Here is a 25,672-nt window from a genome sequence, read left to right as displayed (position 1 = left end):
TTTATGCTCCTTTTTGCCAGATTTTGCTTGGGATCATTGCTTCACCTTTCATCAGTAAACGAGCAGTACGTAATAATGCAGCACTGGTTACATTACCGTTTTGATCGAGAGAGAGTGAAACAGTAAATTCTCCACTAGGGTGTTCGACAGAGAAATTTGGATTGATAGATAAATTAATATTTGAAAAACCGTAAGCAACACTGTTAGGCGTTACACACGCAGTAGCAATGGTTACTGCAGCAAGAACACCAATTGCTTCGTGGCAAACGTGAGGAATAAAACAGCGAGTATGAATATGTCCATTATGAATTGGAGCGTTAATTAGACACATCTTAGGGTAATTTTTTTCAGTAACATCACCTAAGCCCATCTTTTCCCCAGCTTGTAAGCGTAGATTTTCTAAGATATTTTTCAATTCAGTATCTTGATTGAGATCTGTTACTTTTTCATATGCGCTTCGATTAACATCTTTTGCCCGAATCAATACCATTGGCATACCGTTATCGATACAAGTTGCCTCTAAATCACCGAACCCAGCAATTTGAAATGTATCTTTAGTATTAGCGGTAGGAAATAAAGCACCACAAACAGATCCTTCAGTATCTAGAAATCGAATTTGAATCGGTGCAGCAGTATTCGGTACACCATCAATGTGAGTATCTCCATCGTAATTTACATTGCCGTCCGGAGTTTGAACCGTAATATCGGCAAACATTCCGGTATTTAATGTGAGTACGCGTGCAGTTGTTGTATCTCCTTGTATTGGAATTAACCCTTTTTCTAAAGCAAACGGCACAACTGCCGCCAGCATATTGCCACAATTTGGTTTTGTATCGACGGTGTCTTTTTCAGGTTGTAATTGGGCAAATAAGAATTCAATATCGACATTAGGCTGTTGGCTTTTTCTAATCATTGCCACTTTTGTTGTGAGAGAGTGAGCGCCGCCTAATCCATCAATTTGTCGTTTATCAGGAGAACCCATTACAGCGAGCAAAACTTTATCTCTGGTGGCTATATCAGTTGGTAAATCATTAAATAAAAAGAAAGCCCCTTTTGAAGTCCCACCTCGCATTAACATACAAGGAATGGAAGTCTGTTTTGTCATTTTTAATCCACCTCTCTATCTATGTTATCTGGAATGAGTTCATTTTATGGACTCGAATAACTATTAAAAAGTTGATAAACTGTCTTCCTGTTATAACTAATTTGATAGGTATTCAGGTGGAATTAAAGCAATTACTCTATTTTGCTAAAGTAGCGGAATTAAACAGTTACACTAGGGCAGCTGATGAGCTTGATGTTGCTCAACCTTTATTGAGCCGTTATGTACGCCAACTGGAGGTTGAATTGGGCAGAAGTTTATTAATAAGAAATGGACGCGGAGTGAAGACAACTGAAGCAGGACAGATTTTACTCAAGCATTGCTACCAAATTAGTCATCAGATAGAAATGTTGAAAGAAGATCTAAGTCCAACAAAGGGGAAAATTAGAGGATCTATTGCTTTAGGCATTCCACCTACACTTTCTAAGTTATTGGCAAGAGATATTATTCGTCTATTTTATCAGAGGCTACCTGAAGCTAATTTAGTTGTTAATGAAGGTTTGACTAGAGATTTATTGGAGCGTTTGACTATAGATCGTTTAAGCGTTGCTTTATTACATAATCCGACTTTTTTAAAAAATATTGATTATGAATTATTGATTAAAGTGCAATTAATGTTAATTGCGAGAAAAGATAATCCTGCTTTAATCGGCAAAACTTTTATTACAACTGAGGATTTGGAAACAATACCTTTAGTACTTCCAAGCCAGAATAATACGTTTAGACAACTCTTCGATACAGAAATGGCAAAACTGCATAAGAAGAGCAATATTATTATGGAGGTGGATAGCAAGGAATTAATCTTGGATTTAGTGAATGATGGAATCGGCAACGCGATTTTATTACCAATGACACTTTCATTTAAAAATCAGTATGAAGATTTATGTGCTATTCCAATAAAAAAACCAGAATTACCTTGTGATCTTTATATGGCTGTCAGTAGTAAAACTATCCCGAGCCGATTACAAATAGAACTTATGAAAATTATTCGAGAGGTACTGGATTACCATTTCCCGAATAAAAATATTTAAATCATCCCTGCCGTTAAACGTTGTAATAACCTGTCCATAGCACGATAACCCAAAGCTTCGGCGAGGTGAGCGCGTTGGATTTCAGTTTCTTCGGCGAGATCGGCGATGGTGCGGGAAACACGCAAAATACGATGATAAGCTCTGACGGAAAGTCCAAGTTTATTCAGGGCGTTTTCAAGAAAAATCGCATCATCTTGGTTTAATTTGCAATATTTTTCGATCTCTTTGCCGGATAAGTGCGCATTGATTTTTCCACTGCGAGAGAGTTGTTTCTCCCTTACTCGGATGACGATCTGTTTTAATTTTTCACTGCTGTTTTCGTCTTTAGGTAATTGTTGCAAAGTACCTTGTGGCAGTAACGGCACTTCAATTGACAGATCAAAGCGGTCAAGAAATGGACCGGATAACCGATTAAGGTAGCGCATAATCTGTTGCGGCGAGGTGCGGTTATGTGTGCCTTGGTAATGCCCTGTCGGGCTTGGGTTCATTGCGGCAATGAGTTGAAATTTTGCCGGGAAAGTGACTTTTGCCGCTGTACGTGAGATCACGATTTCGCCACTTTCCAGCGGTTCCCGTAAGGCATCAAGTACTTTGCGATCAAACTCAGGCAATTCGTCCAAAAAAAGCACGCCATTATGGGCAAGGGAAATTTCTCCCGGTTTAGGAATAGTGCCGCCACCAACTAATGCTGCCATTGACGCACTGTGATGGGGTGAGCGAAAAGGGCGTTGTTTCCAATAATGATAATCCAAACGATGTTGAACCAGACTGTTAATTGCAGCGGTTTCAATTGCTTCCTGTTCCGTCATTTCCGGTAACAAAGTGGTTAAACGACTCGCCAGCATTGTTTTGCCGGTGCCGGGCGGCCCTAAAAACAGTAGATTATGCTGTCCGGCGGCGGCAATGAGCAATGCCCGTTTAGCGTGTTGTTGCCCGATGATATCCGTCATATCTAATAAATGTGTGTTTTCAGAATGGGATAGTGGCGGTAATTGTTGTGCAATCGGTAATTTTTGTTGTTGATTCAGAAAGGCGACAACGTCCAATAATGAGGTGGCAAAGTAAGTTTGAGCATTGGCAACTAATGTTGCTTCTTGTGCGTTCTGTTTAGCAATAATTAATTCACGTTTTGCGTTATTCGCCGCCAAAATAGCCGGAATAACGCCTTGTACGCCACGTAAATTTCCGGTAAGTGCCAGTTCACCGACAAATTCGAAAGATTGTAACCGCTTAGCATCGATTTGCCCGGAAGCTGCCAAAATGCCTAAGGCGATGGGAAGATCAAAGCGCCCGCCCTCTTTCGGCAGATCCGCCGGTGCCAGATTGATGGTAATGCGTTGTGTCGGATAGACAAAATTAGCATTGATTAATGCACTGCGGACACGATCTCTTGCTTCTTTTACGGTGGTTTCCGGTAAGCCGACCAAGGTTAATCCCGGCGCGCCGTTACTCATATGAACTTCGATCGTGATTAATGGTGCCTGCACTCCGATAGAGGCGCGGCTGTAAACAACTGCTAATGACATAACATTCCTCAATGCAAAATAAGAGCAAGCATAGAGAAAAAATGCAAATACAGAAAAATGTTGTGAGCAATTTTGTGAGGCGGATCGAAAAAAGGAAATTTTGTCATAATGATGGACAGCTTGTTCTGCCCATCATTAATGAAATTATTTAACTTCTACGCCTTTTGCCTGTAAGTCAGCGTGATAGGATGAACGAACGAAAGGCCCGCAAGCAGCGTGTTCAAAGCCCATCGCTTTTGCTTTGCTTCTGAATTCGTCAAATTCACTTGGTGGCACATAACGTGCGACCGGCAGGTGGTGGCGACTTGGTTGTAAATATTGACCTAATGTCAACATAGTGACGCCGTTATCGCGTAAATCTTGCATTACTTGCAAAATTTCTTCGTTGGTTTCTCCTAAGCCAACCATTAATCCGGATTTGGTCGGAATATTTGGGAACATCTGTTTAAATTCGCGTAATAGGCGTAAAGACCATTGATAATCGGCACCGGGACGAACTTCTTTATATAGGCGAGGAATATTTTCTAGGTTGTGGTTGAAAACATCAGGTGGATTTTGCGCTAATTTTTCCAGTGCAACCTCGATACGCCCACGGAAATCCGGCACTAAAATTTCAATTTTAATGTTTGGATTTAAGGCGCGGATTTCTTTCACGCATTCGGCAAAATGACCGGCTCCACCGTCACGAAGATCATCACGATCGACAGACGTGATAACCACATAGCGTAACCCCATATCGTGAATAGTTTGTGCCAATTTTTTTGGTTCTTCCGGATCAGGTGGTAACGGTTTGCCGTGTGCTACATCACAGAACGGGCAGCGACGAGTACAGATTGCGCCTAAAATCATAAAAGTTGCAGTGCCGTGATGGAAGCATTCAGCCAGGTTCGGGCAAGAAGCCTCTTCGCATACAGAGTTCAAGCCGTTTTTACGCATTGCTTTTTTGATATTTAAGATTTTTTCGGTATTCGCCGGCAGTTTAATTTTCATCCATTCCGGCTTGGGTAACAGCTCTTGGTTCGGATCAATATTTTTTACCGGAATAATTGAAGTCTTAGCGGCATCACGATATTTAACGCCACGTTCCATTTTAAACGGAGTGCCCATATTTTTTCCTTATTGTGTGTTGTCCAGACCATCGACAAAAGTGAATTGTTGATAGCCGATTAAACGGGTGAAATGTTCGATTAATTTAGGTGCAACGTCGGCACAGGTAATAGGTTCTTTAACAAAATCTTGTAGTTGACACATTTCCAAGCCGGCATAGCCGCAAGGATTAATGTTATGAAACGGCGAAAGATCCATATGAATATTAAAGGCTAATCCGTGGAATGAGCAACCTTTGCGGATACGTAAGCCGAGAGAACAGATTTTCTTGCCGTTGATATAAACACCCGGTGCATCCGGTTTTGGATAGCCTTCAATGCCGTAATCAGCCAGCGTGTTCACTACGCATTGTTCCAGATCGGTAACTAAATCTCTTACTGAAAGCGGCGATTCTTTACCGGATAATTTATCAATCGCTTTGCGGCGTTTAATATCAACCAGAATGTACATCACTTGTTGTCCCGGTCCGTGGTAGGTAACTTGCCCGCCACGGTCGGATTGAACGATAGGAATGTTGGTTTTGGTTAGAATATGTTCCGGTTTACCTGCCTGACCTTGGGTAAACACCGGTGGATGTTGCACTAACCAAATTTCATCAATCGTATCGGCAGTACGCTGATCAGTGAATTGTTGCATACGGTGCCAAATCGTATCGTAAGGTTGTACGCCAAGCTGACGAATAATCACTTTTTGTTCAATCTGTTCTATTGTACTTCCCATAATGCGACCTTGGTTATAACACCATTTTGACCAATTCAATTTCAGCCAATTCTTTATATAAACGTTCCACCTGTTCAATATTTTGTGCGTTGATGGTGATCGAAACCGAGTGATATTTACCATTACGGCTTGGCTTTACAGACGGACTGTAATCGCCCGGTGCGTGCTGTTGTACGACGGCAAGGACACGATCGGTAAGTTCCGGATGTGCAAGCCCAACAACTTTATATGGGAAATCACACGGGAATTCGAGTAAATCTTTAAGTTTTGGTTGTTCTTGTTGTTGCATAATTTCCTCTCTTAACATTGATTTTATCTTTGGATGCCGATTAACCTTGCCATTCACGACAGCAAAAGGTCATTTTTAAAAATAGCTGTACAACGCTCTGAGCGTTATTCTGCAAATTAAAACATCCAACAGATAATGGTATTTAACCCACCCTAAATAAGGTGGGTTAGCAAAATTTCAAGTCGTGGTGTTAAAAAAGTGTTAAGGAAGACTTATCTAACTAAACATACTTTTTACTGTAAGCACCAGCCAGTCCCACGCTTTGCCAAAGAAACCGGCTTCTTCAACATTGTTCATTACTTGAAGATCGGCTTTTTGAATATCTTTACCATCAAGTTGATAAACGATAGAACCGACAACTTGTCCCTGTTTTAAAGGTGCTTCAAGGAATTTTTGATTAAGCTGATAACGTGCTTTAACCGCTTGGCTTTTGCCTTTTGGAATAACTAAATAAACATCGGAAAGTGTACCGAGCTTGATTTTGCCCTCTTTACCGTAATAAACCGGCTGTTCGGAAACAACTTGATTAGCAGCGAGCGGTTTCACATTCTCAAAATTGGCGAAGCCCCATTGCAATAGTTTTTTGCTTTCAATTTCACGGCCTTTAAACGAGTTGACACCCATAACCACCGAGATTAAACGCATATTATTGTTAACTGCGGAAGCGACTAAATTATAACCTGCTTCATCGGTATGTCCGGTTTTTAAGCCATCAACGGTGAGATTTTTGTCCCATAATAAGCCGTTACGGTTAGGTTGTTTAATGTTGTTGAAGGTGAACTCTTTTTCGGCATAAATATGATACTCTTCCGGCAAATCACGAATAATTTGTGCACCGATAAGTGCCATATCACGTGAGGTGGAGTATTGGTTTTCGTGATCAAGACCGTGTACGGTTTCAAAGTGTGTATTCTTTAAGCCGAATTGGTCAACATATTGGTTCATCATATTGATGAAGTTTGCTTGCGATCCTGCCAAATATTTTGCCATTGCCACGCAGGCATCATTTCCGGAGGCAATAATAATGCCACGATTTAAGTCGGCAACGGAAACTTGTTGATTGACATTCAAAAACATTTTGGATGATCCCGGGAAATTTTTCCCCCAAGATTCTTCGTCAATCGTTACCATATCGGTATTATGGATTCTTCCCTCTTTCAAGGCTTGACCGATAACATAACTTGTCATCATTTTGGTTAATGATGCCGGATAATGTTTCTGATCTGGGTTGAGTGCCGCCAACACGGCACCGCTATTGTAATCCATCAAGATATAGGTTTGTGCGTTAATTTGCGGTGGAGCAATATCATAAAGACCTTCCGCAAAAGCAACAGAGATACTGGAAAAACCGAGTAAACCGGCAAAGGCGAGTTTTTTCAGTTTTTTAGAATACAACGACATTTTTTCATCCTTACAACGTTAATTAGTAGCGATAAGTATAGAGTTGACTATCCTCCGTCTGTAAACGAGAAAAAGCGAGTTTGATGCTGTTTACTTTATCTTGGTCACGAACAGGCCCAAAGTGAATATTATATTTATCCCCCTCTTGGGTAATTTCTGTTTTGACATCATCAATGGCTAATGCAGAAATTAGCTGTTCAGCTTTCTCTTTGCTTACGATGTTATTGGCAGTCAATCTAAATTGTTTGCTTACCCTTTGGTTATTAACAATAACGCTGTTCTCTCCTTGTGTATTAAGACGGGAAGCAATAAGTGTTTTCCCACCTTTGCCGGAGAGATTACCGTTACGGTCAATAATTACCATATCAAGTTTTACATTAGCAACGCCGTGACCGGTCATTCCCAATTCTTTGGCAGCTGCTTTTGATAGATCAATAATCCGGTTTGAATGAAACGGACCTCGATCATTAATTCTGACAACCACTTTTTTGTGATTGCGTAAATTTGTTACCAACACATAACTGTTTAAAGGCAATGTTTTATGTGCGGCAGTAAACAGTTTCTCATTATAAACTTCACCGCTGGAGGTTCTTTGTCCCACAAATTTAGGATGATAAAAACTGGCTTTACCTTGCTTGGCATAGGTTTTCGCCTCTTTTGTGGTCACTGTGCGATAACGTACTCCTTTGACGGTGTAAGTTTTACTTTTTGTTTTTTTAGGATGATATTGCAGTTTCGGACCGGCAATACCATAAATTTTTTTCGTTTCGTTATGAATTCCTGTTTTGGCTATTGCAAAAGAACTTTGAAAAAGAAAAAGCAAAATAGCCAACATAGCAAAATGTTTCTTTAGTTTCATATTAAATATGTTCCCTAACTTTCTTTGATTGCTCAAATGGAAATTAGCTTCCATGAGAAAGCATTCGTCGATGTGTATGAATTGACATAATTAAGCCGAAACTAGCCATTAATGTCACAAACGATGTTCCACCGTAGCTGACTAGCGGTAATGGAACACCAACAACAGGCAAAATACCACTCACCATACCAATATTAACAAAGACATAAACAAAGAATATCAATGTTAAAGCGCCGGTCAAAATTCGACCGAAGGCGTCTTGTGCTTTCGCACCAATGATTAATCCTCTCCCAATAATAAATAAGTAAATGATTAATAAAACGATAATCCCAATTAATCCGTACTCTTCACTTAATACTGCAAAAATAAAGTCAGTATGAGGTTCAGGCAGAAATTCTAACTGAGATTGTGTTCCCATCATCCAACCTTTACCGAACAAACCTCCTGAACCGATAGCGATTTTTGATTGAATAATGTGATACCCTGCACCTAAAGGATCTTTTTCAGGATCAAGCAGGGTTAATACCCGTGTTTTTTGGTAATCGTGCATTAAGTAAAACCATAACACGGGAATAAAACCAGCAACGCCAATAACAGCTGTCGCTATTAACTTCCAACTCATTCCAGCAAGAAACACCACAAAAATGCCAGATGCAGCAACAAGAATAGAGGTTCCCAAATCGGGTTGTATTGCTACCAATAAAGTAGGTGCAATAATTAAGGCTAAGGCAATGATAGTATTGCCGAAGCTGGGCGGTAATTGCCGTTTACCTAAAAAAGTCGCCACCATTAACGGCACTGACAATTTTATCAGTTCCGACGGCTGAAAGCGAAACAGCCCTAAATCCAACCAGCGTTGTGCGCCTTTACTGGTTGTACCGATTAAATCTACCAAAATCAACAAGATAATACCGACTAAATATAAGTACGGTGCTAATTTTTGATAGAAGCGGGGCGGCAGTTGTGCAAAAACAAATAGCACGGTAAACCCCATTGCTACCTGCATTATTCGATTATCGAACATTTTTTCACTGCCACCTGAAGCACTGTAAAGCACAATTAAACCATAAATTACCACGATTATTAAGCCTAAAAGTAGCTTTAAATCAATGTGCAATCTCTGCCACAAAGTCGTTATTGTATGCTTTTCTGTCATTGTGTCGATACTCCGCTTGGATTAACTGGGGATGTTTGTGGTTGATGCGCAAAATAATAATCAAAAATTTGTCTGACGATAGGTGCGGCATTTCCTGAGCCTCCGCCAGCGTTTTCCATAATAATGGTTACAATTACCTCTGGATCATTAAATGGTGCATAAGCATTAAACCAAGCGTGATCGTGCAGGTGTTTAGACAAGTTTTTTGAGTTATAAGTTTCATTCTCTTTTAGACTGAATACTTGCGCTGTTCCCGATTTACCAGCCACTTTGTAAGGGGTACCGGCAAAAGCTTTACGAGCTGTGCCATTTGGGCTGTTGACTACGCCGTACATTCCCTGTTTTGCAATATTCCAATAAGCCTCATTCGGTTCGGTAATATCGGGATATTGATGTTTATCTTGATAATGTTCGACCTGATTACCGATAATTTCCTGCATTAAATGCGGAGTATTAACTTTGCCGTTATTAATCAGAATAGATAATGCTTTTGCTAACTGTAACGGTGTTGCCGTCCAGTAGCCCTGTCCGATGCCAACCGGGATAGTATCTCCTTGAAACCACGGTTTTTTATAGCGTTTCTGTTTCCACGTTCTGGTTGGCATTACACCGTTGGTTTCTTCTAAAATATCAACGCCGGTAGATTGTCCGAAACCAAATTTGGTCATCCAGTCTGATAGGCGATCAATGCCCATTTGATAAGCTACGTTATAGAAAAAAGTATCGGAAGATTCGGTAATCCCTTTGATAACGTTGGTGGCACCGTGTCCGGTTTTTAACCAATCGCGGAAACGTTTACTGGTATTGGGAATCATAAAATAGCCGGGATCATAAAAAGTCGTGTTTGGGGTAATAACACCCTCTGTCAATGCGGAAACGGCAATGAAAGGTTTGACGGTTGATGCTGGTGGATAAGCCCCTTGCAAGGCGCGGCTGTATAATGGACGTTCCGGATCATTCAATAATCGTTGATAATCTTGATAGGAAATGCCGTCTACAAATAGATTATTGTCATAACTTGGTGTGGAAACCATCGCCAAAATACTGCTGTCTTTGGGGTTCATCACCACAACTGCCGCTTTTTGATCACCAAGCAGATTGAAAATATAACGTTGTAAATCAACATCTAAGGTTAAGCGAATATTTTTGCCGGCAACAGCAGGTTGTTCACGTAATTTACGAATCACTTTACCTTGACTGTTCACTTCTACCTCTTCAAAACCGACTTGACCGTGTAGCTCATCTTCATAATAACGTTCAATACCGAGTTTGCCGATGTCGTGTGTGCCAGAATAATTGGCTTCTTTTTCTTCTTGTTTCAAGCGTTCAACATCACGGTCATTAATTCGTGCAACATAACCGAGAATATGTGTGAGTGGCTCGCCATATAGATAATGTCTTTTAAAATAAGGCCTTACTTCTAAACTTGGAAATGCATATTGGTTTACGGAAAAGCGCGCAATTTGATCTTCGCTTAAATCCGCTTTTAGTAAAATCGGCGTATAACGTTGTGAACGGCGACGTTCTTTTTTAAAGGCATCAATATCGTCATCAGTTAAGCCGACAATTTGCCGTAATTGATTGAAGGTTTCTTCCAGATTATCCACCTTTTCCGGCACGATATATAAACCGAAGAAAGTGAGGTTTTCTGCTAAGATCTTGTTATTTCTGTCGTAAATAATGCCACGAGTTGGGGCAATAGGTAGCAGTTTAATACGGTTACCGTTGGAACGTGTTTGGTAGGCATCATAATTCACGACCTGCAAATGATATAGGTTGGTTAAAAGTACACCGGTGAGAATCAGTACACCAATAAATGAAATTAATGCACGGCGCGCAAACAGATTGCTTTCTGCTTGATTGTCGCGGATGGTCTCTTTTTCCTGCAAAAATTTCATTAATTTCATCTGGATTACTCTCGATGATAAGGATGATTTGTGGTTAAACTCCAGGCGCGGTATAAACTTTCTGCAACTACAATGCGTACTAAAGGGTGTGGCATAGTGAGTGCAGAAAGTGACCAGCTGCGTTCAGCAGCCTGTTTGCATTCGGGGGATAATCCTTCAGGTCCGCCGATCAATAAACAGACATCACGACCGTCCTGTTTCCAGCTTTCAAGTTGTTGCGCCAGTTGTGGTGTTGTCCAAGGTTTACCTGGAATATCGAGTGTGACAATCAGGCTGTTTTTCCCGCAAGCAGCCAACATTGCTTCTCCCTCTTTCTCTAAGATACGTTTAATATCTGCGTTTTTGCCACGTTTACCGGCAGGAATTTCGATCAACTCCAAAGGTAAATCTTTCGGGAAACGGCGTTGATATTCGGTGAATCCTTCAGTGACCCAAGCTGGCATTTTGGTACCGACGGCAATTAACTGTAATTTCATTGTTATGCCCACAGTTTTTCTAATTGGTAAAGCGTGCGCGCCTCTTCTTGCATAATGTGCACCATCACTTGCCCAAAATCGACCACAATCCAGTCGCTGGTGTTAAAGCCCTCTGCACCGAAACTTTCAATCTGATGCTGTTTGCAATAAGCGATCAAATTTTCAGCCAGAGAGGCAACGTGGCGACTTGAATTGCCGGTACAGATCACAAGATCATCGGTAATCGGAGATTTTCCTTTTACATCAAGCACTAAAATATCTTTTGCTTTCAGATTGTCTAATTGTTCGACAATAGTTTCTAACACGTAAAAACCCTTTTCTGGTTAAAAAATAGTCCTAATTAAAATTTTAAGGCGCGAATTGTATCACGATCTTGCTTTGCGTGGAAATCTCCGTTTCGGCAGCGGCAACAGTGCAGAAGGATCGTAATGGCTGACCGGAATGGAATGTCCGATATATTGTTCAATCGCCGGCAGATTAACGGCGTAGTCTTCGCAGGCAAAACTGATGGAAATACCGTTTTCTCCGGCACGTCCGGTGCGCCCGATACGATGCACATAATCTTCATAATCATCCGGCAGATCATAATTGAAAACGTGTGTGACTTGTGGAATATGTAATCCTCTTGCCGCAACATCGGTCGCAACCAGAATATCCAATTGCCCATTCGAAAATTGTTCCAATAAAGCGAAGCGTTTTTTCTGTGGCACATCACCGGTGAGTAAGCCCGCCCTTAATTGATCGGCTAGCAAATATTGCCAAATTTTTTCACATTGATGTTTGGTATTGGCAAAAATGATACAACGTTCCGGCCATTCCTCTTCCAAAAGGGTCAACAGTAATCTCATTTTGTCCTGATTAGAGGGATAAAACAGCTCTTCTTTGACCGTATCTGCAGTTTTATAGGCGGATTCAATTTCAATGTAATGCGGATCATTCATATCTTCGAAAGCCAATTCGCGCACTTTAAAGGAGAGAGTGGCAGAGAATAACATTGTTAGGCGTTCACTCGGAGGCGGACAATGGCGCAAAATATAGCGAATATCGCGAATAAAGCCGAGATCAAACATTCTATCCGCTTCATCAAGCACCACAACTTGAACGTGATCGAGCGAAATAATGCGCTGTTTCATATAGTCAATCACACGACCTGTGGTGCCGATAAGAATATTCACGCCTTGTTGCAAAGCTTGAAGCTGTTTGTCATAGCCATCGCCGCCGTACGCTAAACCCAGTTTTAATCCGGTAGTTTGCGCAAAGTGTTGGGCATCGTGATAAATTTGTACGGCAAGTTCACGTGTCGGTGCGAGAATAATGGCAGCCAATGTGTGATGCGATGCCGGCTCTTGAATGAGTTTCTGAAAAAGTGCTGTTAAAAAAGCAACGGTTTTCCCTGTGCCTGTTTGTGCTTGTCCGGCGATATCTTTGCCTGCCAATGAGTAAGGCAAGGAATCTGCTTGAATCGGTGTGCAATACGTCATTCCCATTTTTTGCAAAGCCGAGAGAATGTTCGGATGAAGATTAAAATCACTAAATTTGGTTGAAGTTAAATATTGATGTTCCATAATAAATTAAAAAAATCTCTGCTGAATAGGCTGAATTCAGCGAGAAATTCTACTCTAAAACTGGACATTAGTCTTATTTAATGGTAACTTTGCGCCATTAAATTTTTTCTCATATCCAACTTTACAATTCGTTTTTTAATCTAATCTAACAACATTTCAGTCATTATGAATTTAACAGAATTAAAAAATATGCCCGTTTCTGAGCTGGTTAAATTAGGCGAAGAACAAATGGGGCTAGAAAATTTAGCACGTCTAAGAAAACAGGACATCATTTTTGCCATTTTAAAACAGCATTCAAAGAGTGGAGAAGATATCTTCGGAGATGGCGTTTTAGAAATTTTGCCGGATGGTTTCGGTTTTTTACGTTCCGCAGACAGCTCTTATTTGGCTGGTCCGGATGATATTTATGTTTCGCCGAGTCAGATTCGCCGTTTTAATTTGCGCACCGGTGATATGATTGAGGGGAAAATCAGACCGCCGAAAGAGGGTGAACGCTATTTTGCCTTATTAAAAGTGAATCAAGTCAATGACGACCGTCCTGAAATTTCCCGCAATAAAATCCTATTTGAAAATCTAACGCCGCTTCACGCTAATTATCGTTTACGAATGGAACGTGGTAACGGTTCAACCGAAGATTTAACCGCGCGTATTCTTGATTTGGCTGCACCGATTGGTAAAGGACAACGTGCATTAATTGTTGCGCCACCGAAAGCGGGGAAAACAATGTTTTTGCAAAACATTGCACAAAGCATCACTTATAACTATCCAGAATGTATTTTAATGGTTCTGCTGATTGATGAACGTCCGGAAGAAGTGACAGAAATGCAGCGTTTGGTGAAAGGTGAAGTAGTGGCTTCCACTTTCGATGAACCGGCGGCACGCCACGTTCAAGTAGCTGAAATGGTGATTGAGAAAGCAAAACGTTTGGTTGAGCATAAAAAAGATGTGGTCATTTTGTTAGATTCCATTACACGTTTAGCGCGCGCTTACAACACAGTCACTCCGGCTTCGGGCAAAGTGTTGTCCGGCGGGGTAGATGCAAATGCCTTGCATCGTCCGAAACGTTTCTTTGGTGCTGCGCGTAATGTTGAAGAGGGCGGCAGCTTAACTATTATCGCTACTGCATTGGTTGATACCGGCTCTAAAATGGATGAAGTGATTTACGAGGAGTTCAAAGGAACCGGTAATATGGAGCTTCACCTTTCTCGTAAGATTGCGGAAAAACGCGTCTTCCCAGCGATTGATTTCAATAGCTCAGGTACACGTAAAGAAGAGTTGCTTACTACTCCAGATGAATTACAAAAAATGTGGATTTTACGCAAAATTGTGCATCCTATGGGTGAAATTGAAGCGATGGAATTCTTAATTGATAAATTGTCGATGACGAAAACCAATGAAGAATTTTTTGAAGCGATGAAACGCTCTTAATCTTAGAAATAGATTGAAGAACCGCCTTGTTTAATCAATAAGGCGGTTTTTTTATTTGTATTTTGGGGAGAGATAGACTAATCTTCAGTTAAAATAACGACTTAATAAGTTGAATAAATTTATGGAATATCTCTTTCTTTGTCTGTTTAGTCTGGTAGCATTAATTTTTATCTATAATTCTCACTATCGCTGGACTTATCTCTTTGCCGTTTCACTATTTTTTTGTTTTTTTGGTTTAATGTTGATGTTTACCGCTCAATGGCAACGGGCATTGAATTTTTCATCCATTCTATTTGTGATCCTGATGCTGTTTCACCGTTTGAAAATTCATTATTATAAACAGCCATTATTGATTGCAGATTTTATCTTGGCATTTGATCCTCGAAATTGGGATACGCTTTTACATTATAAAAGTGCGATTTTCGCTATCGCCGGTTTATTGGCTTTGCTGGTTTATGCGGTTTTTGGTTTTTCCTCTGTTGATTCATTAGGTGTTGCCGGTCATTGCATCGGTGCGGTGTTGTTCCTTCTTTCCGGTGGAATTATGGCGCATTTTAATAAGCACCCTGATGCGATTAAAGTTTGGTTAGACTCCCTTCCGGATGATGGGCGTGATGTCTTTTTTAATTTACCGATGTCTATACGTGGTGTTTCTTTCCATATTCCACAGTTTGCAGGCAACGGTGAAAACTTTGTGCAAGAAATGGCAACTGTAGCTGATTATCCGCTTAAAAAGGAAAAACCGGATATTGTGGTTTGGTTACACGAATCTACGTTTGAGCCACAACAGTTTTCTTTTACTTCGGAACAATTGCCGTTATTAGTAATGTATCAACATCAGCAAGATACAAAGTTACATAGTTTATTGCGTGTTCATACCTTTGGTGGGGCAACGTGGAAATCGGAATTTGCGTTTCTTTGTGGTTTGCCGTCAACAGATTTTGGTGTAATGGCAAGTTCTGTGTTTTATTCTGTTGCGCCGCATACTCAATATAGTTTAATTAAAAATTTGAAGTCAGAAGGTTATTTTTGTGTAGCGTTAAGTCCTTTTACGAAAGGAAATTATAATGCACAGGCGGCCTATGATCATTTTGGTTTTGATCTGTTTTTACAGCCACAGGATTTAGGTTATCCGGCACCTTTATCGAAAAATCTGTGGCATATTGAAAGCAGTGAAATGGCGAAATATGCACAGATGATTTTAGAAAAACAGCATCCTTTGTTGGAACCTATTGATCAGCCGATGTTCGTTTACGTATTAACAATGAGAGAACACGGCCCATATTGTGCGGGTACAGAAAATAGTTATCAGATTGATGCTCCTTCACTATCAAAACACCATATCGGTTTGGTAAATGATTATGTACAACGGTTGGTTAGATTGGATCAATGTATGGAGGCGTTTAACCGATATCTGCAACAACGTGGTAAGCCTTATTTGTTAGGATATTTCGGTGATCATCAACCGAATTTCGAACAAAAGAAATTGACTTATCAAGCGTCGGTAGCGGATTTCCCATATCCGGATTACATTACGCAATTCACATTAAGAGCAAATTTTGATACCAATCCGATCCAACTGCCGAAATTATTAGATTTGGCTCAAGTTGGGGGAGTATTAATCGAAGCGGCTGGATTAAAAGCGGATAATTTTTTCCGCGCCAATATAACAATGCGAAAATTAAATGGTGCGTTGCAAGAAAGCGATAGTGATAACTTGCAACGCCTTGCCGATTATCGTCACTACTTGTATCAACAATTGAAAGTGGTGCAGTAGAGCATAATAATTACGGCATTAAATCGACACTGACATTCCCTTTTAAGTGGCAGCTGCAAGCGAGGACATAGCCTTGCTCGATTTCTGCGGCTGTCAATGGGCCTGTGGTGCTGGTTTCAAAATCACCGCTGATAACTTTGGTTTTGCAGGAGCCACAAATGCCACTGCGACAGGCGGCAATAATCGGCATTTTGTTCTCTTCCAATGCATTCAGCAAGGTCATTCCGACCGGTACAGAAAATGTTTGTGGCACCGGATTGGTAATCGTCAATGTGAGCTGTTTGCTGTTATCAAGCAGGCAATTTTCTGATGAGGAGTGGAATTGCTCCAAGAAAAAACGTTCCGGCGGCACACCAAGTGTTTCGGTCATTGCCTGTAAATCTTTCATATAGCTTTCCGGTCCGCAAGTTAAAACGGTATAGTCAGCAATATTTGGTACAATTTCGGATAGCATCTCAGGACTGATACGACCGGCAAGAAAGCCTTCTTCAATATCAGTTGTGGCATTCATAAATAGATTGAGTTGTGGATATTGTTGTTTCAGCAATTCCCATTCACGTTTAAAAATTACATCTTTTGGTGAATGTACGCTGTAAAGCACTTTAATATTGACTTCTGGACGATGCGCCAATAACCAACGCGTCATTGACATAATCGGAGTGACGCCACAGCCTCCGGCGACTAATAAATAATTATCTGCTTTAATTTTTGAACAGGTAAATTCACCCATAGGATCGGAAAGCCATAAGCTGTCACCAACTTTAACTTCAGAAGTGAGCCAATTAGAACCGACACCGTTGTTGATGCGGCGAACGGTAAGTGTAACGAAGCGGCTAAGTCCCGGCGTGGATGACAGTGTATAAGCTCTAGCAATATCCGGTGTATTTTTAATACTGACTAAAGCATATTGTCCCGCTTCATAAGGGTAAAAATCTTGTGTGATTAATGATAAGGTGTAAACATCATCGGTTTCTTGAACAATGGAATGCACAAACATTTCATTGGTACAAAGTGGATTTTGGTTAGACATAAATAATTCCTATAAAAAATGCGGTAGTTGATGTGAAGACATCAAGCCACCGCACTTTAATGAGATTAGTGAGCTAAAGCTTCTGCCATATCTTGTTCCGGTGTAGATAAACCGCGTAAACCGAATTTTTCATTTAATAATGACATTACATTATCGGTTAAGAATGCTGGTGCACTTGGGCCGGTGTAAATATTTTGTACGCCGAGAGCAAGCAGTGTGAGCAAAATCACGATCGCTTTCTGTTCAAACCAAGAAAGCACTAAAGTTAATGGTAATTCATTAACACCTACACCGAGTTTTTGTGACAAGTTTACGGCCAGCATAATTGCTGAATAGGCATCGTTACATTGACCGACATCCAATAAACGTGGCAAGCCTTCAATTGTGCCGAAATCTAATTTGTTGAAGCGATACTTACCGCAACCTAAAGTCAAGATAGCGCAATCTTCCGGCACTTTACGGGCGAAGTCGGTATAATAACTGCGTTCATCTTTGCTACCGTCACAGCCGCCTACGAGGAAAACGTGGCGTAATTTTTTCTCTGCAACAAGATTAATAACTGCATCGGATGCATCTAATAAAGTTTGACGACCGAAACCAACAGTGATTTGATGTTCCAATTCGCTATATGGGAAGCCGTCCATTTCTTGAGCTTTGGTAATAACTTGGCTGAAATCACGATCTTCAAGGTGAGTAACACCCGGCCAACCTACAATACTGCGAGTGAAAATACGATCGGCGTAATTGCCGACGTTTGGATCGATGATACAGTTAGAGGTCATTACGATAGGACCGGGGAATTTAGCAAATTCTTTTTGTTGATTTTGCCAACCACTACCGAAGTTTCCAACCAAATGTTTATATTTTTTCAATTCAGGATAACCGTGGGCAGGCAACATTTCACCGTGAGTATAAACATTAATGCCAGTGCCTTCGGTCTGTTCAAGCAAGGCTTTTAAGTCTTTAAGATCGTGTCCTGAAATAAGGATACATTTACCGGCAACCGGTTTAACATTAACGGTTGAAGGAACAGGATTACCGAAAGCTTCAGTTTCACCGCGATCCAACAATGACATTACTTGGAAATTCATATTACCAATGCCGAGCGCATTTTGTAATAATTCATCGAGATCTTTCGGTTGTGTGCCTAACCACGCCATATATTGGTGGAATTGGTGATAAACTTCATTGTCATATTGACCTAAAACGTGAGCGTGTTCCATATATGCCGCCGCACCTTTAAGACCATATAGGCAGAGCATACGTACACCGTGTAAATCTTCACCAATTTCTGCACGATCGATATTCAATGCGAACTCTTTTGCTTGTTGTGCCAATGCATCTACGGAGTTGCCTTGTAAGGTTAAATGAGCAAGTGGATGATCTAATTCAACAGCAGGATCAATTTCTTTACAGCCTTGAATTAAGCTGTCGCGATATTGCAATGCTTGTTGTGCATATTCAACGATGCGTTGAGAATCGAAGTTTACGTTAGTTAATGTAGAGAAAAAGGCTTTTGCCACAAATGAATCAACTTCGTGATCGATAATGCCTAATTCACGTGCTTTTAATGCCCAAGCAGAAAGGCTTTGCAAAGTTGCGACAAGTAAATCCTGTAAGTCTGAGGTCTCTGCCGTTTTTCCGCACATCCCTTGTGCATAGCTACAGCCGTTACCGACAGGGGTACGCATTGTTTGTTCGCATTGAATACAGTACATAAATCACTCCTAAATTTAGTCAAGTAAAAAATAAAAAATTCCGAACAATCGTCCGGATACAACGTTTTTGATATTAAAGTTTTTGACTTGGAACACAATAAAAGATTTAAATTAATTAAATCTTTTTTGATCTAGATACAAAAAACTACTCCTAAAAAAGTAGAATTGACATTTGTATAGAAGAGAAAAAGTTTTAGAAAACAGAAAAAACAGATATTTTCAGAAAAATAGTGAAAATATCTGTTAAATATGGAAAAGTGAGAATTTAATCAGGGTTAATAACCCAAAATTTGCCAGATTTTATGATCTGGTAGCATAATCGCCTTGGCAAATCCATTTGTAGGTTGTGAGTGCCTCCAATCCCATCGGACCGCGAGCGTGCAATTTTTGTGTGCTGACCGCCACTTCCGCGCCTAAGCCGAATTCACCGCCGTCAGTAAAGCGTGTACTTGCATTAAGGTAAACCGCAGCAGAGTCAACTTGTTGCGCGAATTGCATTAAGCATTGCGGATTTTGACTTAAAATACCGTCAGAATGTTGACTTCCATAGTGGTGGATATGGGCGATTGCTTGTTCAATATCTTTCACAATCACCACATTCAAATCATAAGACAGCCACTCTTCAGAGAGTGATTTTTCATCTAATGCATAAACGCGTTCACAGTGCTGTTGTAATATTGCTTTGGCAGTCGCATCTGCGTGGAAGGTGATTTGTGGCGCTTGGTTATAAGCCGCAAGTCGAGGCAAGAATGTTTCGGCAATACTTTCCTGCACTAATAATGTTTCCAGCGTATTACAAGTGCTTGGGCGTTGAGTTTTTGCGTTGTGGATCACTTTTAATGATTTTTCAATATCAGCACTTTCTTCTACAAAAAGATGACAAATGCCAATACCGCCAACAATCACCGGAATAGTGGATTGCTCTTTACACAGTTTGTGCAAGCCGGCACCACCGCGCGGGATAATCATATCGACATAACGATCCAGTTTTAATAGTTGTGTGATTAAGTTTCGATCCGGATCGATAATGGCTTGTACTGCGGTTGCAGGCAGTTGCGATTGGATCAAGGCTTGTTGGATGATCTTAACTAAAATCCGGTTGCTGTGGGTGGTTTCTTTACCGCCACGCAAAATAACCGCATTGCCGGTTTTTAAACATAAGCAGGCAACATCTACGGTCACGTTCGGTCTGGCTTCATAAATCACACCGATAACACCTAGCGGCACGCGTTTACGCTGGATACGGATGCCACTGTCCAACTCAGCGCCATCAATAATATTACCAACCGGGTCGGCAAGCGAAATAATATGTTTTACTTCGTGAATAATATTGTCCAAGCGACTTTCTGTAAGCAGCAGCCGATCGATTAATGCGTCGCTAAGCCCTTGTTGGCGAGCATTTTCAATATCTTTAGCATTGGCGGCAAGAATATCACTCTGACGATCTTTTAATTGTTCGGCAATTTTTGCCAATGCACTGTTTTTTTGTTGATGAGAGAGTGTCGCAAGCTGATAAGAAGCCTGTTTTGCCTGTTGTCCCATTTGTTGTAAATCTACCATTTCCACTCCTTATAATAAGACCAGATCGTCGCAATGCACCGCTACTGCACCGTATTCATAGCCGAGAATATCATTAATTTTGCTTGATTGTTCTCCTTTAATGCGTTGCAACGCATCGCTGTTATAACGCACCATTGCTCTGGCTAAAGGTTTGCCTTGTTGGTTTTGTAACAGCACCACTTCGCCACGAGAGAAAGTGCCTTCGACCAGACGAATGCCTGCCGGCAGTAATGATTTATGTTGTATCGTTAATGCTTGCTCCGCACCGTCATCAACTGTGATATGACCAGTAATCGGGGCAGCAAATAACCACTGTTTACGGCTTTCAATAGCGTGTGACGGTACGGTGAATTTTGTACCGATAGCTAAATTATTGGCTAAATCAAGAATCACATTTTTGCGGCCGCCGGGTGCGATAATGGTTTCGATACCGGAGCGAGTAGCAATATCGGCAGCGGTAATTTTGGTATACATTCCTCCGGTACCTAAGCCGGACACACTGCCGCCGGCGATGGCTTTGGTTTCTTCCGTGATTTTATCCACAATAGGAATCAGTTTTGCATTTGGATTACTGCGTGGGTCGCAATTGAATAAACCTTGTTGGTCGGTTAATAAATAGAGCTGATCAGCGTGTGCTAAAATTGCAGTTAATGCTGAGAGATTGTCATTATCACCGACTTTAATTTCTGCTGTTGCCACGGCATCATTTTCATTGATTACAGGGATAATCTGATTTTCTAACATTGCCATTAAGGTGTCGCGTGCATTAAGAAAACGCTCACGATCTTCAAAGTCAGCACGAGTTAACAGAATTTGCCCGATTTTAATATCATAAATTTGAAACAGTTGTTCCCAAGTTTGGATGAGTTGGCTTTGACCTACAGCTGCTAATAACTGTTTAGAGGCGATTGTTGCTGGTAATTGAGGATTATTAAGATAATAACGACCGGCGGCAACTGCACCGGAAGTGACAATAATGATACGATAGCCTTGCTGATGTAGCGTGGCACATTGACGCACGATTTCAAGCATATGTGGTCGATTCAGTTTTGATGAACCTTGAGTCAGTACGCTGGTGCCGAATTTTAAAACGATAGTTTTCATAGTAATGCGTGATTGATTTGAAAGCGATTAAGTTAGCATTAAACGCTTCAAAAAGCGAATAAAAGTCAATGTGTTTATGCTATAGACGACACACTCCCCAATGGGCTAAATTTTGTGCGATGTTTTTACTAGCGTATGTGCAAATTTGAGTTGTATAAAAATAAACCAAATTACCGCAACAATGGCAAGGAGTGCGCCGATTGAGCCGATATAACTCAATCCTAAATAATGCATTACTTGATTTCCGATCAATGCGCCTGCACCAATGCCGACATTATAGATTCCGGAAAAAATAGAGGTCGCGACATCAGTGGCATCGGGTGCCAGTTGTAAAACGCGCATTTGCATACCCAAGCCGAGCGCGGAAATACCGATTCCCCAGATAAATACCAGTAAAAATATTGCGGTTGAATGCTGTCCAAGTTGGTTCAATAGTGCGAGCGAGAACAGTAATATCAACATTGAGCTAAGTAAAAATTTAGTCGGATTAAGATGATAAAACAGGTTAAATAATAGGCTGGCGACTAAACCGGATAAACCGAAAATTAACAATACTGCTGTCGCCACACTGTCGGAAATATGGCTGATTTGTATCATAAAGGGTTCAATGTAGCTGTAGGCGGTGAAATGAGCAGCGATCACAATGGCAGTGAGTAGATAAATGCCCATTAACATTGGACGGCGAGCCAAGATCGGCAAACTTTCGATTGAACCGGCATTTTTACTTGGCAGATGAGGAAGCAATTTTGCAATAATGATCATAATGATTGCTGCAGCGATAGCGATAATGGCGAAAGTAGTACGCCAGCTTAACCATTGTCCTATCACTCTGCCTAGCGGCAAACCAAGAACCATTGCCAAGGCGGTACCCATTTCCAACAAACCTAATGCCTGAGTGCGTTTGTCACGCGGAGCAACGCGCATTACTAATGAAGCTGTGATTGACCAGAATATTGAATGGGTTAAGGCGATGCCGGCTCGGGAAAGCAACAAAATCCAATAGTTCCAAGCGCAGGCGGATAAAATATGGCAAGCAACAAAAACAATAAAGAGTTTGACGAGCAAACTGCGGCGCTCCAATGCTGAAGTCATCAACATACAAGGCAATGACATCAATGCCACAATCCAAGCATATACCGTAATCATCAAGCCAACTTCAGAAACCGGCATATGAAAACTGTCGGCAATATCACTCAAGAGTGCGACAGGAATATATTCTGTGGTATTGAATACAAAAGCGGCAAATGCCATGACTATGACACGAGTATATTCAATACGGCGAACAACATTTTTGGCTAACATCTAATTTAACTGTTCCTATTTTTTATTTATTGTCTTTCTTAGCGTCGGGCTAATAGTAGTACTTAATGAAAACTTCGTATACTGATTTTTCATTTATTCAGCGTGGAAAAGTGTAGCTTTAAAAAAGGTTTGATCTGGGTTAAGTGTTGTCAAGGAAAGTTTCTTTTATAATAGCGGCTCAAAATTTATAGGATAGAAAATATGGCTCAATTATCACAAGAAGATCAGCAAGAAGTAACGCGGCTTTGCGCTAAAGCAGCGTTGTTGATGTTGCAGTATGGTGCGGAAAGCATTTTAGTCGATCAAGCTGCGACCAGATTAGGCATTGCGTTGGGAATGGACAGTGTTGAATGTGCCTTAACGCCGAATGCGATTATTGTAACGACACGTTATCAAGATCACTGTATTACCACGACCAGAAGAAATTATGATAGCGGCATTAATATGGCGGTGGTGACACAGGTGCAGCGTATAGTCATTGCTGCGGAACATAAAATTTATGGTATATATCAAGTACATAAGAAATTAGAACAAGTAAAACCACTGAAATATAATCGTTGGTTTGTGGTGTTAATGGTGGGTTTGTCTTGTGCCAGTTTTGCCCGATTGGCAGGTGGTGATGTAATGATCTCCTTTATTACTTTTTGGGCTTCAGCAGTGGCAATGTTTGTTAGACAGGAGATTGGTAAACGGCACTATAATCCACTGATTAACTTTTCGGTAACCGCCTTTGTGGCTTCCTGTATTTCCGGTCAGGCACTGTTGCATAATTTGGGCAATGCACCAGAAATCGCTTTAGCGTCGAGTGTATTATTGTTGGTGCCCGGATTCCCACTAATTAATTCGCTTTCAGATGTATTGAAAGGCTATATCAGTATGGGCATCAGCCGATGGACGATTGCCACAGTGCTGACATTCGGTGCTTGTATCGGTATCGTGTTCGCATTAGCGTTGCTACATATCAATGCGTGGGGGTAATAATGGATATTTTATTAACATTGCTGGATGATCTTTTCTTTGCTGCCATTCCGGCGGTCGGTTTTGCCTTAATTTTTAATGTACCGCCTAAGGCTTTAAAATATTGTGCCACTTTAGGTGCGTTAGGGCATTGTTTTAGAACCGTATTAGTGAATTATTGTGATGTTCCGGTGGTTTTCGCTACATTTTTTGCGGCGGCATTAATCGGTTTTATCGGTGTCTATCTTTCACAACGTTTTTTAGCGCATCCGAAAGTGTTTACGGTTGCAGCGATTATTCCAATGATTCCCGGTGTTTATGCCTATAAAGCAATGATCGCGATTGTACAGATTAACCATTACAGCTATAGCGAAGCGTTATTGGCACAGGCATTGGAATATTTCATTAAAACCGGCTTTATCCTTGCTGCATTGGTATTTGGTCTGGCACTGCCGGGGCAACTTTTCTATCGTAGAAAACCGGTCGTTTAAGGATAAAATCTGCTTTTATGCCGTGATCAAGCAAAAATGAAAACAACAAATAATTTTTGTATGAAAACTAGCAATAAAGTGCTAGAATTGCGGGCTTAAAAATCTCCCTATAAGTTAGTTATTAGGTTTTAGTGGGTTTAGAATGAGTGTAGAAATCGAGAAAAAGAAAGCATCTGCATCTTCTTCTGTAGAGGATGGACTTAAAAGCAAAGGGCTTAATAGCACATTATGGATTATCTGTGTGATATTGGTTCTTATCGCCGCAGTCGGTAATATCTATTTTGGTGATCAATTCTCTTCTGTCGTGCGTGTTCCTGCAATGGTGGTGTTATTGTTGTTGGCACTGTTTGTAGCGGCAATCACTAATCAGGGAACTGTAGCAAGAACATTTTTAAAAGAATCTCGCATTGAGTTAAGAAAAATTATTTGGCCTACTCGCCAAGAAGCAACACAAACTACGTTAGTCGTAATGGGAGTAACGGTAGTTGTGTCTTTAATTTTATGGGGATTAGATTCTATCATTGTTTCTTTAATTAACTTTATCACCAACTTGAGGTTCTAATTATGAGTGAAAATACAACACAAAAACGTTGGTATGTGTTGCAAGCGTTTTCAGGTTTTGAATCACGTGTTGCGACCGTATTGCGTGAATATATTAAGTTGCACAATATGGAAGAGCTGTTCGGTGAAGTGTTAGTCCCAACTGAAGAAGTGGTTGAAAACGTTGGTGGGAAACGCAGAAAAAGTGAAAGAAAATTCTTCCCGGGCTATGTATTGGTTCAAATGGTAATGAATGATGACACTTGGCATTTGGTACGCAGTGTGCCAAGAGTGATGGGATTTATCGGCGGAACACCGGATCATCCTGCACCAATTTCCAACCGTGAAGCGGAAATGATCTTAAATCGTTTAGAACAGAGCAGCGATAAACCAAGACCGAAAACAATGTTCCAACCTGGCGAAGAGGTGCGTGTTAAAGAAGGACCATTTGCCGACTTTAATGGCACAGTGGAAGAAGTGGATTATGAAAAGAGCCGCTTAAAAGTGTCGGTGTCCATTTTCGGTCGCGCAACACCTGTCGAATTAGATTTTAGTCAAGTTGAAAAATTGAGCTGATTTTTTAACTGATTTACTTGAAAAACGCTATTTCTTTATTTAGAATGGCG

At 40.8% G+C, this 25,672-nt stretch carries 23 protein-coding genes and 1 pseudogene; 7 read left to right on the top strand and 17 right to left on the bottom strand.

Annotated elements, in window-relative coordinates; all coding sequences use genetic code 11:
- Position 1: 1 nt before the first annotated feature.
- Positions 2-1,105 (bottom strand): 4-oxalomesaconate tautomerase, encoded by a 1,104-nt coding sequence (locus A3EO_RS0105660; RefSeq protein WP_018346355.1) that lies wholly within the window; start codon positions 1,103-1,105, stop codon positions 2-4.
- Positions 1,106-1,221: 116 nt separating this feature from the next.
- Between A3EO_RS0105660 and A3EO_RS0105655 the strand changes: the two genes are divergently transcribed.
- On the top strand, positions 1,222-2,133 hold the full coding sequence (locus A3EO_RS0105655) for a LysR family transcriptional regulator (protein WP_018346354.1): 912 nt from the start codon (positions 1,222-1,224) through the stop codon (positions 2,131-2,133).
- On the opposite strand, the gene A3EO_RS0105650 is transcribed toward A3EO_RS0105655, so the two are convergent.
- The 11 genes and pseudogenes from A3EO_RS0105650 to rhlB form a co-directional block, all read right to left on the bottom strand.
- On the bottom strand, positions 2,130-3,659 hold the full coding sequence (locus A3EO_RS0105650) for a YifB family Mg chelatase-like AAA ATPase (protein ID WP_018346353.1): 1,530 nt from the start codon (positions 3,657-3,659) through the stop codon (positions 2,130-2,132). The two genes, A3EO_RS0105655 and A3EO_RS0105650, sit on opposite strands and share 4 nt — an antisense overlap.
- Positions 3,660-3,803: 144 nt before the next feature.
- Positions 3,804-4,766 carry a lipoyl synthase gene (gene lipA / locus A3EO_RS0105640; RefSeq protein ID WP_013746141.1) on the bottom strand — a complete coding sequence of 321 codons (963 nt, stop codon included), beginning with the start codon at positions 4,764-4,766 and terminating at the stop codon, positions 3,804-3,806.
- Between the two features lie 9 nt (positions 4,767-4,775).
- On the bottom strand, positions 4,776-5,486 hold the full coding sequence (gene lipB / locus A3EO_RS0105635) for a lipoyl(octanoyl) transferase LipB (RefSeq protein ID WP_018346351.1): 711 nt from the start codon (positions 5,484-5,486) through the stop codon (positions 4,776-4,778).
- A gap of 13 nt (positions 5,487-5,499) precedes the next feature.
- The gene (gene ybeD, locus A3EO_RS0105630) at positions 5,500-5,775 is read right to left on the bottom strand and encodes a DUF493 family protein YbeD (RefSeq protein WP_026211015.1); all 276 of its coding nucleotides are present in this window, start codon (positions 5,773-5,775) and stop codon (positions 5,500-5,502) included.
- Between the two features lie 216 nt (positions 5,776-5,991).
- Positions 5,992-7,176 (bottom strand): serine hydrolase, encoded by a 1,185-nt coding sequence (locus tag A3EO_RS0105625; protein ID WP_018346350.1) that lies wholly within the window; start codon positions 7,174-7,176, stop codon positions 5,992-5,994.
- A 22-nt stretch (positions 7,177-7,198) separates the two neighbouring features.
- A complete protein-coding gene (locus A3EO_RS0105620) occupies positions 7,199-8,035 on the bottom strand; it encodes a septal ring lytic transglycosylase RlpA family protein (RefSeq protein WP_018346349.1) in 837 nt (278 codons plus the stop codon).
- Between the two features lie 43 nt (positions 8,036-8,078).
- Positions 8,079-9,191 carry a rod shape-determining protein RodA gene (rodA, locus tag A3EO_RS0105615; protein WP_013746146.1) on the bottom strand — a complete coding sequence of 371 codons (1,113 nt, stop codon included), beginning with the start codon at positions 9,189-9,191 and terminating at the stop codon, positions 8,079-8,081.
- Complete coding sequence (mrdA, locus tag A3EO_RS0105610) at positions 9,188-11,098, bottom strand: penicillin-binding protein 2 (RefSeq protein WP_018346348.1); 1,911 nt, start codon at positions 11,096-11,098, stop codon at positions 9,188-9,190. The genes rodA and mrdA overlap by 4 nt, the downstream gene beginning before the upstream one ends.
- 5 nt (positions 11,099-11,103) lie before the next feature.
- A complete protein-coding gene (gene rlmH, locus A3EO_RS0105605) occupies positions 11,104-11,574 on the bottom strand; it encodes a 23S rRNA (pseudouridine(1915)-N(3))-methyltransferase RlmH (protein ID WP_018346347.1) in 471 nt (156 codons plus the stop codon).
- A 2-nt stretch (positions 11,575-11,576) separates the two neighbouring features.
- Positions 11,577-11,879, bottom strand: a complete 303-nt coding sequence (rsfS, locus tag A3EO_RS0105600) for a ribosome silencing factor (RefSeq protein ID WP_018346346.1) — start codon at positions 11,877-11,879, stop codon at positions 11,577-11,579.
- A 90-nt stretch (positions 11,880-11,969) separates the two neighbouring features.
- A pseudogene (rhlB, locus tag A3EO_RS0105595) lies at positions 11,970-13,139 on the bottom strand (ATP-dependent RNA helicase RhlB); the annotation flags it as partial.
- A 165-nt stretch (positions 13,140-13,304) separates the two neighbouring features.
- On the opposite strand from rhlB, the gene rho reads away from it, so the two are divergent.
- Both rho and A3EO_RS0105585 read left to right on the top strand, forming a co-directional pair.
- Entirely contained in the window at positions 13,305-14,567 is a 1,263-nt protein-coding gene (gene rho, locus A3EO_RS0105590; RefSeq protein WP_013746151.1) for a transcription termination factor Rho, read from the top strand.
- Between the two features lie 121 nt (positions 14,568-14,688).
- Complete coding sequence (locus A3EO_RS0105585; RefSeq protein WP_026211012.1) at positions 14,689-16,344, top strand: LTA synthase family protein; 1,656 nt, start codon at positions 14,689-14,691, stop codon at positions 16,342-16,344.
- Positions 16,345-16,354: 10 nt separating this feature from the next.
- Here A3EO_RS0105585 and hcr read toward each other — a convergent pair whose 3' ends face one another.
- The 5 genes from hcr to A3EO_RS0105560 form a co-directional block, all read right to left on the bottom strand.
- A complete protein-coding gene (gene hcr / locus A3EO_RS0105580; RefSeq protein ID WP_018346343.1) occupies positions 16,355-17,374 on the bottom strand; it encodes an NADH oxidoreductase in 1,020 nt (339 codons plus the stop codon).
- A gap of 65 nt (positions 17,375-17,439) precedes the next feature.
- A complete protein-coding gene (hcp, locus tag A3EO_RS0105575; RefSeq protein ID WP_018346342.1) occupies positions 17,440-19,092 on the bottom strand; it encodes a hydroxylamine reductase in 1,653 nt (550 codons plus the stop codon).
- 300 nt (positions 19,093-19,392) lie between these two features.
- Positions 19,393-20,652, bottom strand: coding sequence for a glutamate-5-semialdehyde dehydrogenase (gene proA, locus A3EO_RS0105570; protein WP_018346341.1), 1,260 nt, complete (start codon positions 20,650-20,652; stop codon positions 19,393-19,395).
- Between the two features lie 9 nt (positions 20,653-20,661).
- Entirely contained in the window at positions 20,662-21,756 is a 1,095-nt protein-coding gene (proB, locus tag A3EO_RS0105565) for a glutamate 5-kinase (RefSeq protein ID WP_018346340.1), read from the bottom strand.
- A 105-nt stretch (positions 21,757-21,861) separates the two neighbouring features.
- Complete coding sequence (locus A3EO_RS0105560) at positions 21,862-23,058, bottom strand: sugar transporter (RefSeq protein WP_018346339.1); 1,197 nt, start codon at positions 23,056-23,058, stop codon at positions 21,862-21,864.
- A 201-nt stretch (positions 23,059-23,259) separates the two neighbouring features.
- On the opposite strand from A3EO_RS0105560, the gene A3EO_RS0105555 reads away from it, so the two are divergent.
- From A3EO_RS0105555 to nusG, 4 genes are all read left to right on the top strand, one after another.
- Positions 23,260-24,036, top strand: a complete 777-nt coding sequence (locus tag A3EO_RS0105555; protein WP_018346338.1) for a threonine/serine exporter family protein — start codon at positions 23,260-23,262, stop codon at positions 24,034-24,036.
- A 2-nt stretch (positions 24,037-24,038) separates the two neighbouring features.
- Positions 24,039-24,506, top strand: a complete 468-nt coding sequence (locus A3EO_RS0105550; RefSeq protein ID WP_013746159.1) for a threonine/serine exporter family protein — start codon at positions 24,039-24,041, stop codon at positions 24,504-24,506.
- Between the two features lie 142 nt (positions 24,507-24,648).
- On the top strand, positions 24,649-25,068 hold the full coding sequence (gene secE, locus A3EO_RS0105545; RefSeq protein WP_013746160.1) for a preprotein translocase subunit SecE: 420 nt from the start codon (positions 24,649-24,651) through the stop codon (positions 25,066-25,068).
- A gap of 2 nt (positions 25,069-25,070) precedes the next feature.
- A complete protein-coding gene (gene nusG, locus A3EO_RS0105540) occupies positions 25,071-25,622 on the top strand; it encodes a transcription termination/antitermination protein NusG (RefSeq protein WP_013746161.1) in 552 nt (183 codons plus the stop codon).
- Positions 25,623-25,672: the final 50 nt, after the last annotated feature.

The sequence above is a fragment of the Gallibacterium anatis DSM 16844 = F 149 genome, from assembly GCF_000379785.1.
Taxonomy (GTDB): domain Bacteria; phylum Pseudomonadota; class Gammaproteobacteria; order Enterobacterales; family Pasteurellaceae; genus Gallibacterium; species Gallibacterium anatis.
Note: the sequence above shows the minus strand (reverse complement) of the source record. Positions and strands in the feature narration are given on the sequence as shown.

What these genes read in the sequence shown, in the direction of transcription:
- A3EO_RS0105660 (WP_018346355.1), bottom strand. Translation starts at nt 1,105, where the DNA reads ATGACAAAACAGACTTCCATTCCTTGTATGTTAATGCGAGGTGGGACT.
- A3EO_RS0105650 (WP_018346353.1), bottom strand. Translation starts at nt 3,659, where the DNA reads ATGTCATTAGCAGTTGTTTACAGCCGCGCCTCTATCGGAGTGCAGGCA.
- lipA (WP_013746141.1), bottom strand. Translation starts at nt 4,766, where the DNA reads ATGGGCACTCCGTTTAAAATGGAACGTGGCGTTAAATATCGTGATGCC.
- lipB (WP_018346351.1), bottom strand. Translation starts at nt 5,486, where the DNA reads ATGGGAAGTACAATAGAACAGATTGAACAAAAAGTGATTATTCGTCAG.
- ybeD (WP_026211015.1), bottom strand. Translation starts at nt 5,775, where the DNA reads ATGCAACAACAAGAACAACCAAAACTTAAAGATTTACTCGAATTCCCG.
- A3EO_RS0105625 (WP_018346350.1), bottom strand. Translation starts at nt 7,176, where the DNA reads ATGTCGTTGTATTCTAAAAAACTGAAAAAACTCGCCTTTGCCGGTTTA.
- A3EO_RS0105620 (WP_018346349.1), bottom strand. Translation starts at nt 8,035, where the DNA reads ATGAAACTAAAGAAACATTTTGCTATGTTGGCTATTTTGCTTTTTCTT.
- rodA (WP_013746146.1), bottom strand. Translation starts at nt 9,191, where the DNA reads ATGACAGAAAAGCATACAATAACGACTTTGTGGCAGAGATTGCACATT.
- mrdA (WP_018346348.1), bottom strand. Translation starts at nt 11,098, where the DNA reads ATGAAATTAATGAAATTTTTGCAGGAAAAAGAGACCATCCGCGACAAT.
- rlmH (WP_018346347.1), bottom strand. Translation starts at nt 11,574, where the DNA reads ATGAAATTACAGTTAATTGCCGTCGGTACCAAAATGCCAGCTTGGGTC.
- rho (WP_013746151.1), top strand. Translation starts at nt 13,305, where the DNA reads ATGAATTTAACAGAATTAAAAAATATGCCCGTTTCTGAGCTGGTTAAA.
- A3EO_RS0105585 (WP_026211012.1), top strand. Translation starts at nt 14,689, where the DNA reads ATGGAATATCTCTTTCTTTGTCTGTTTAGTCTGGTAGCATTAATTTTT.
- hcr (WP_018346343.1), bottom strand. Translation starts at nt 17,374, where the DNA reads ATGTCTAACCAAAATCCACTTTGTACCAATGAAATGTTTGTGCATTCC.
- hcp (WP_018346342.1), bottom strand. Translation starts at nt 19,092, where the DNA reads ATGTACTGTATTCAATGCGAACAAACAATGCGTACCCCTGTCGGTAAC.
- proA (WP_018346341.1), bottom strand. Translation starts at nt 20,652, where the DNA reads ATGGTAGATTTACAACAAATGGGACAACAGGCAAAACAGGCTTCTTAT.
- proB (WP_018346340.1), bottom strand. Translation starts at nt 21,756, where the DNA reads ATGAAAACTATCGTTTTAAAATTCGGCACCAGCGTACTGACTCAAGGT.
- A3EO_RS0105560 (WP_018346339.1), bottom strand. Translation starts at nt 23,058, where the DNA reads ATGTTAGCCAAAAATGTTGTTCGCCGTATTGAATATACTCGTGTCATA.
- A3EO_RS0105555 (WP_018346338.1), top strand. Translation starts at nt 23,260, where the DNA reads ATGGCTCAATTATCACAAGAAGATCAGCAAGAAGTAACGCGGCTTTGC.
- A3EO_RS0105550 (WP_013746159.1), top strand. Translation starts at nt 24,039, where the DNA reads ATGGATATTTTATTAACATTGCTGGATGATCTTTTCTTTGCTGCCATT.
- secE (WP_013746160.1), top strand. Translation starts at nt 24,649, where the DNA reads ATGAGTGTAGAAATCGAGAAAAAGAAAGCATCTGCATCTTCTTCTGTA.
- nusG (WP_013746161.1), top strand. Translation starts at nt 25,071, where the DNA reads ATGAGTGAAAATACAACACAAAAACGTTGGTATGTGTTGCAAGCGTTT.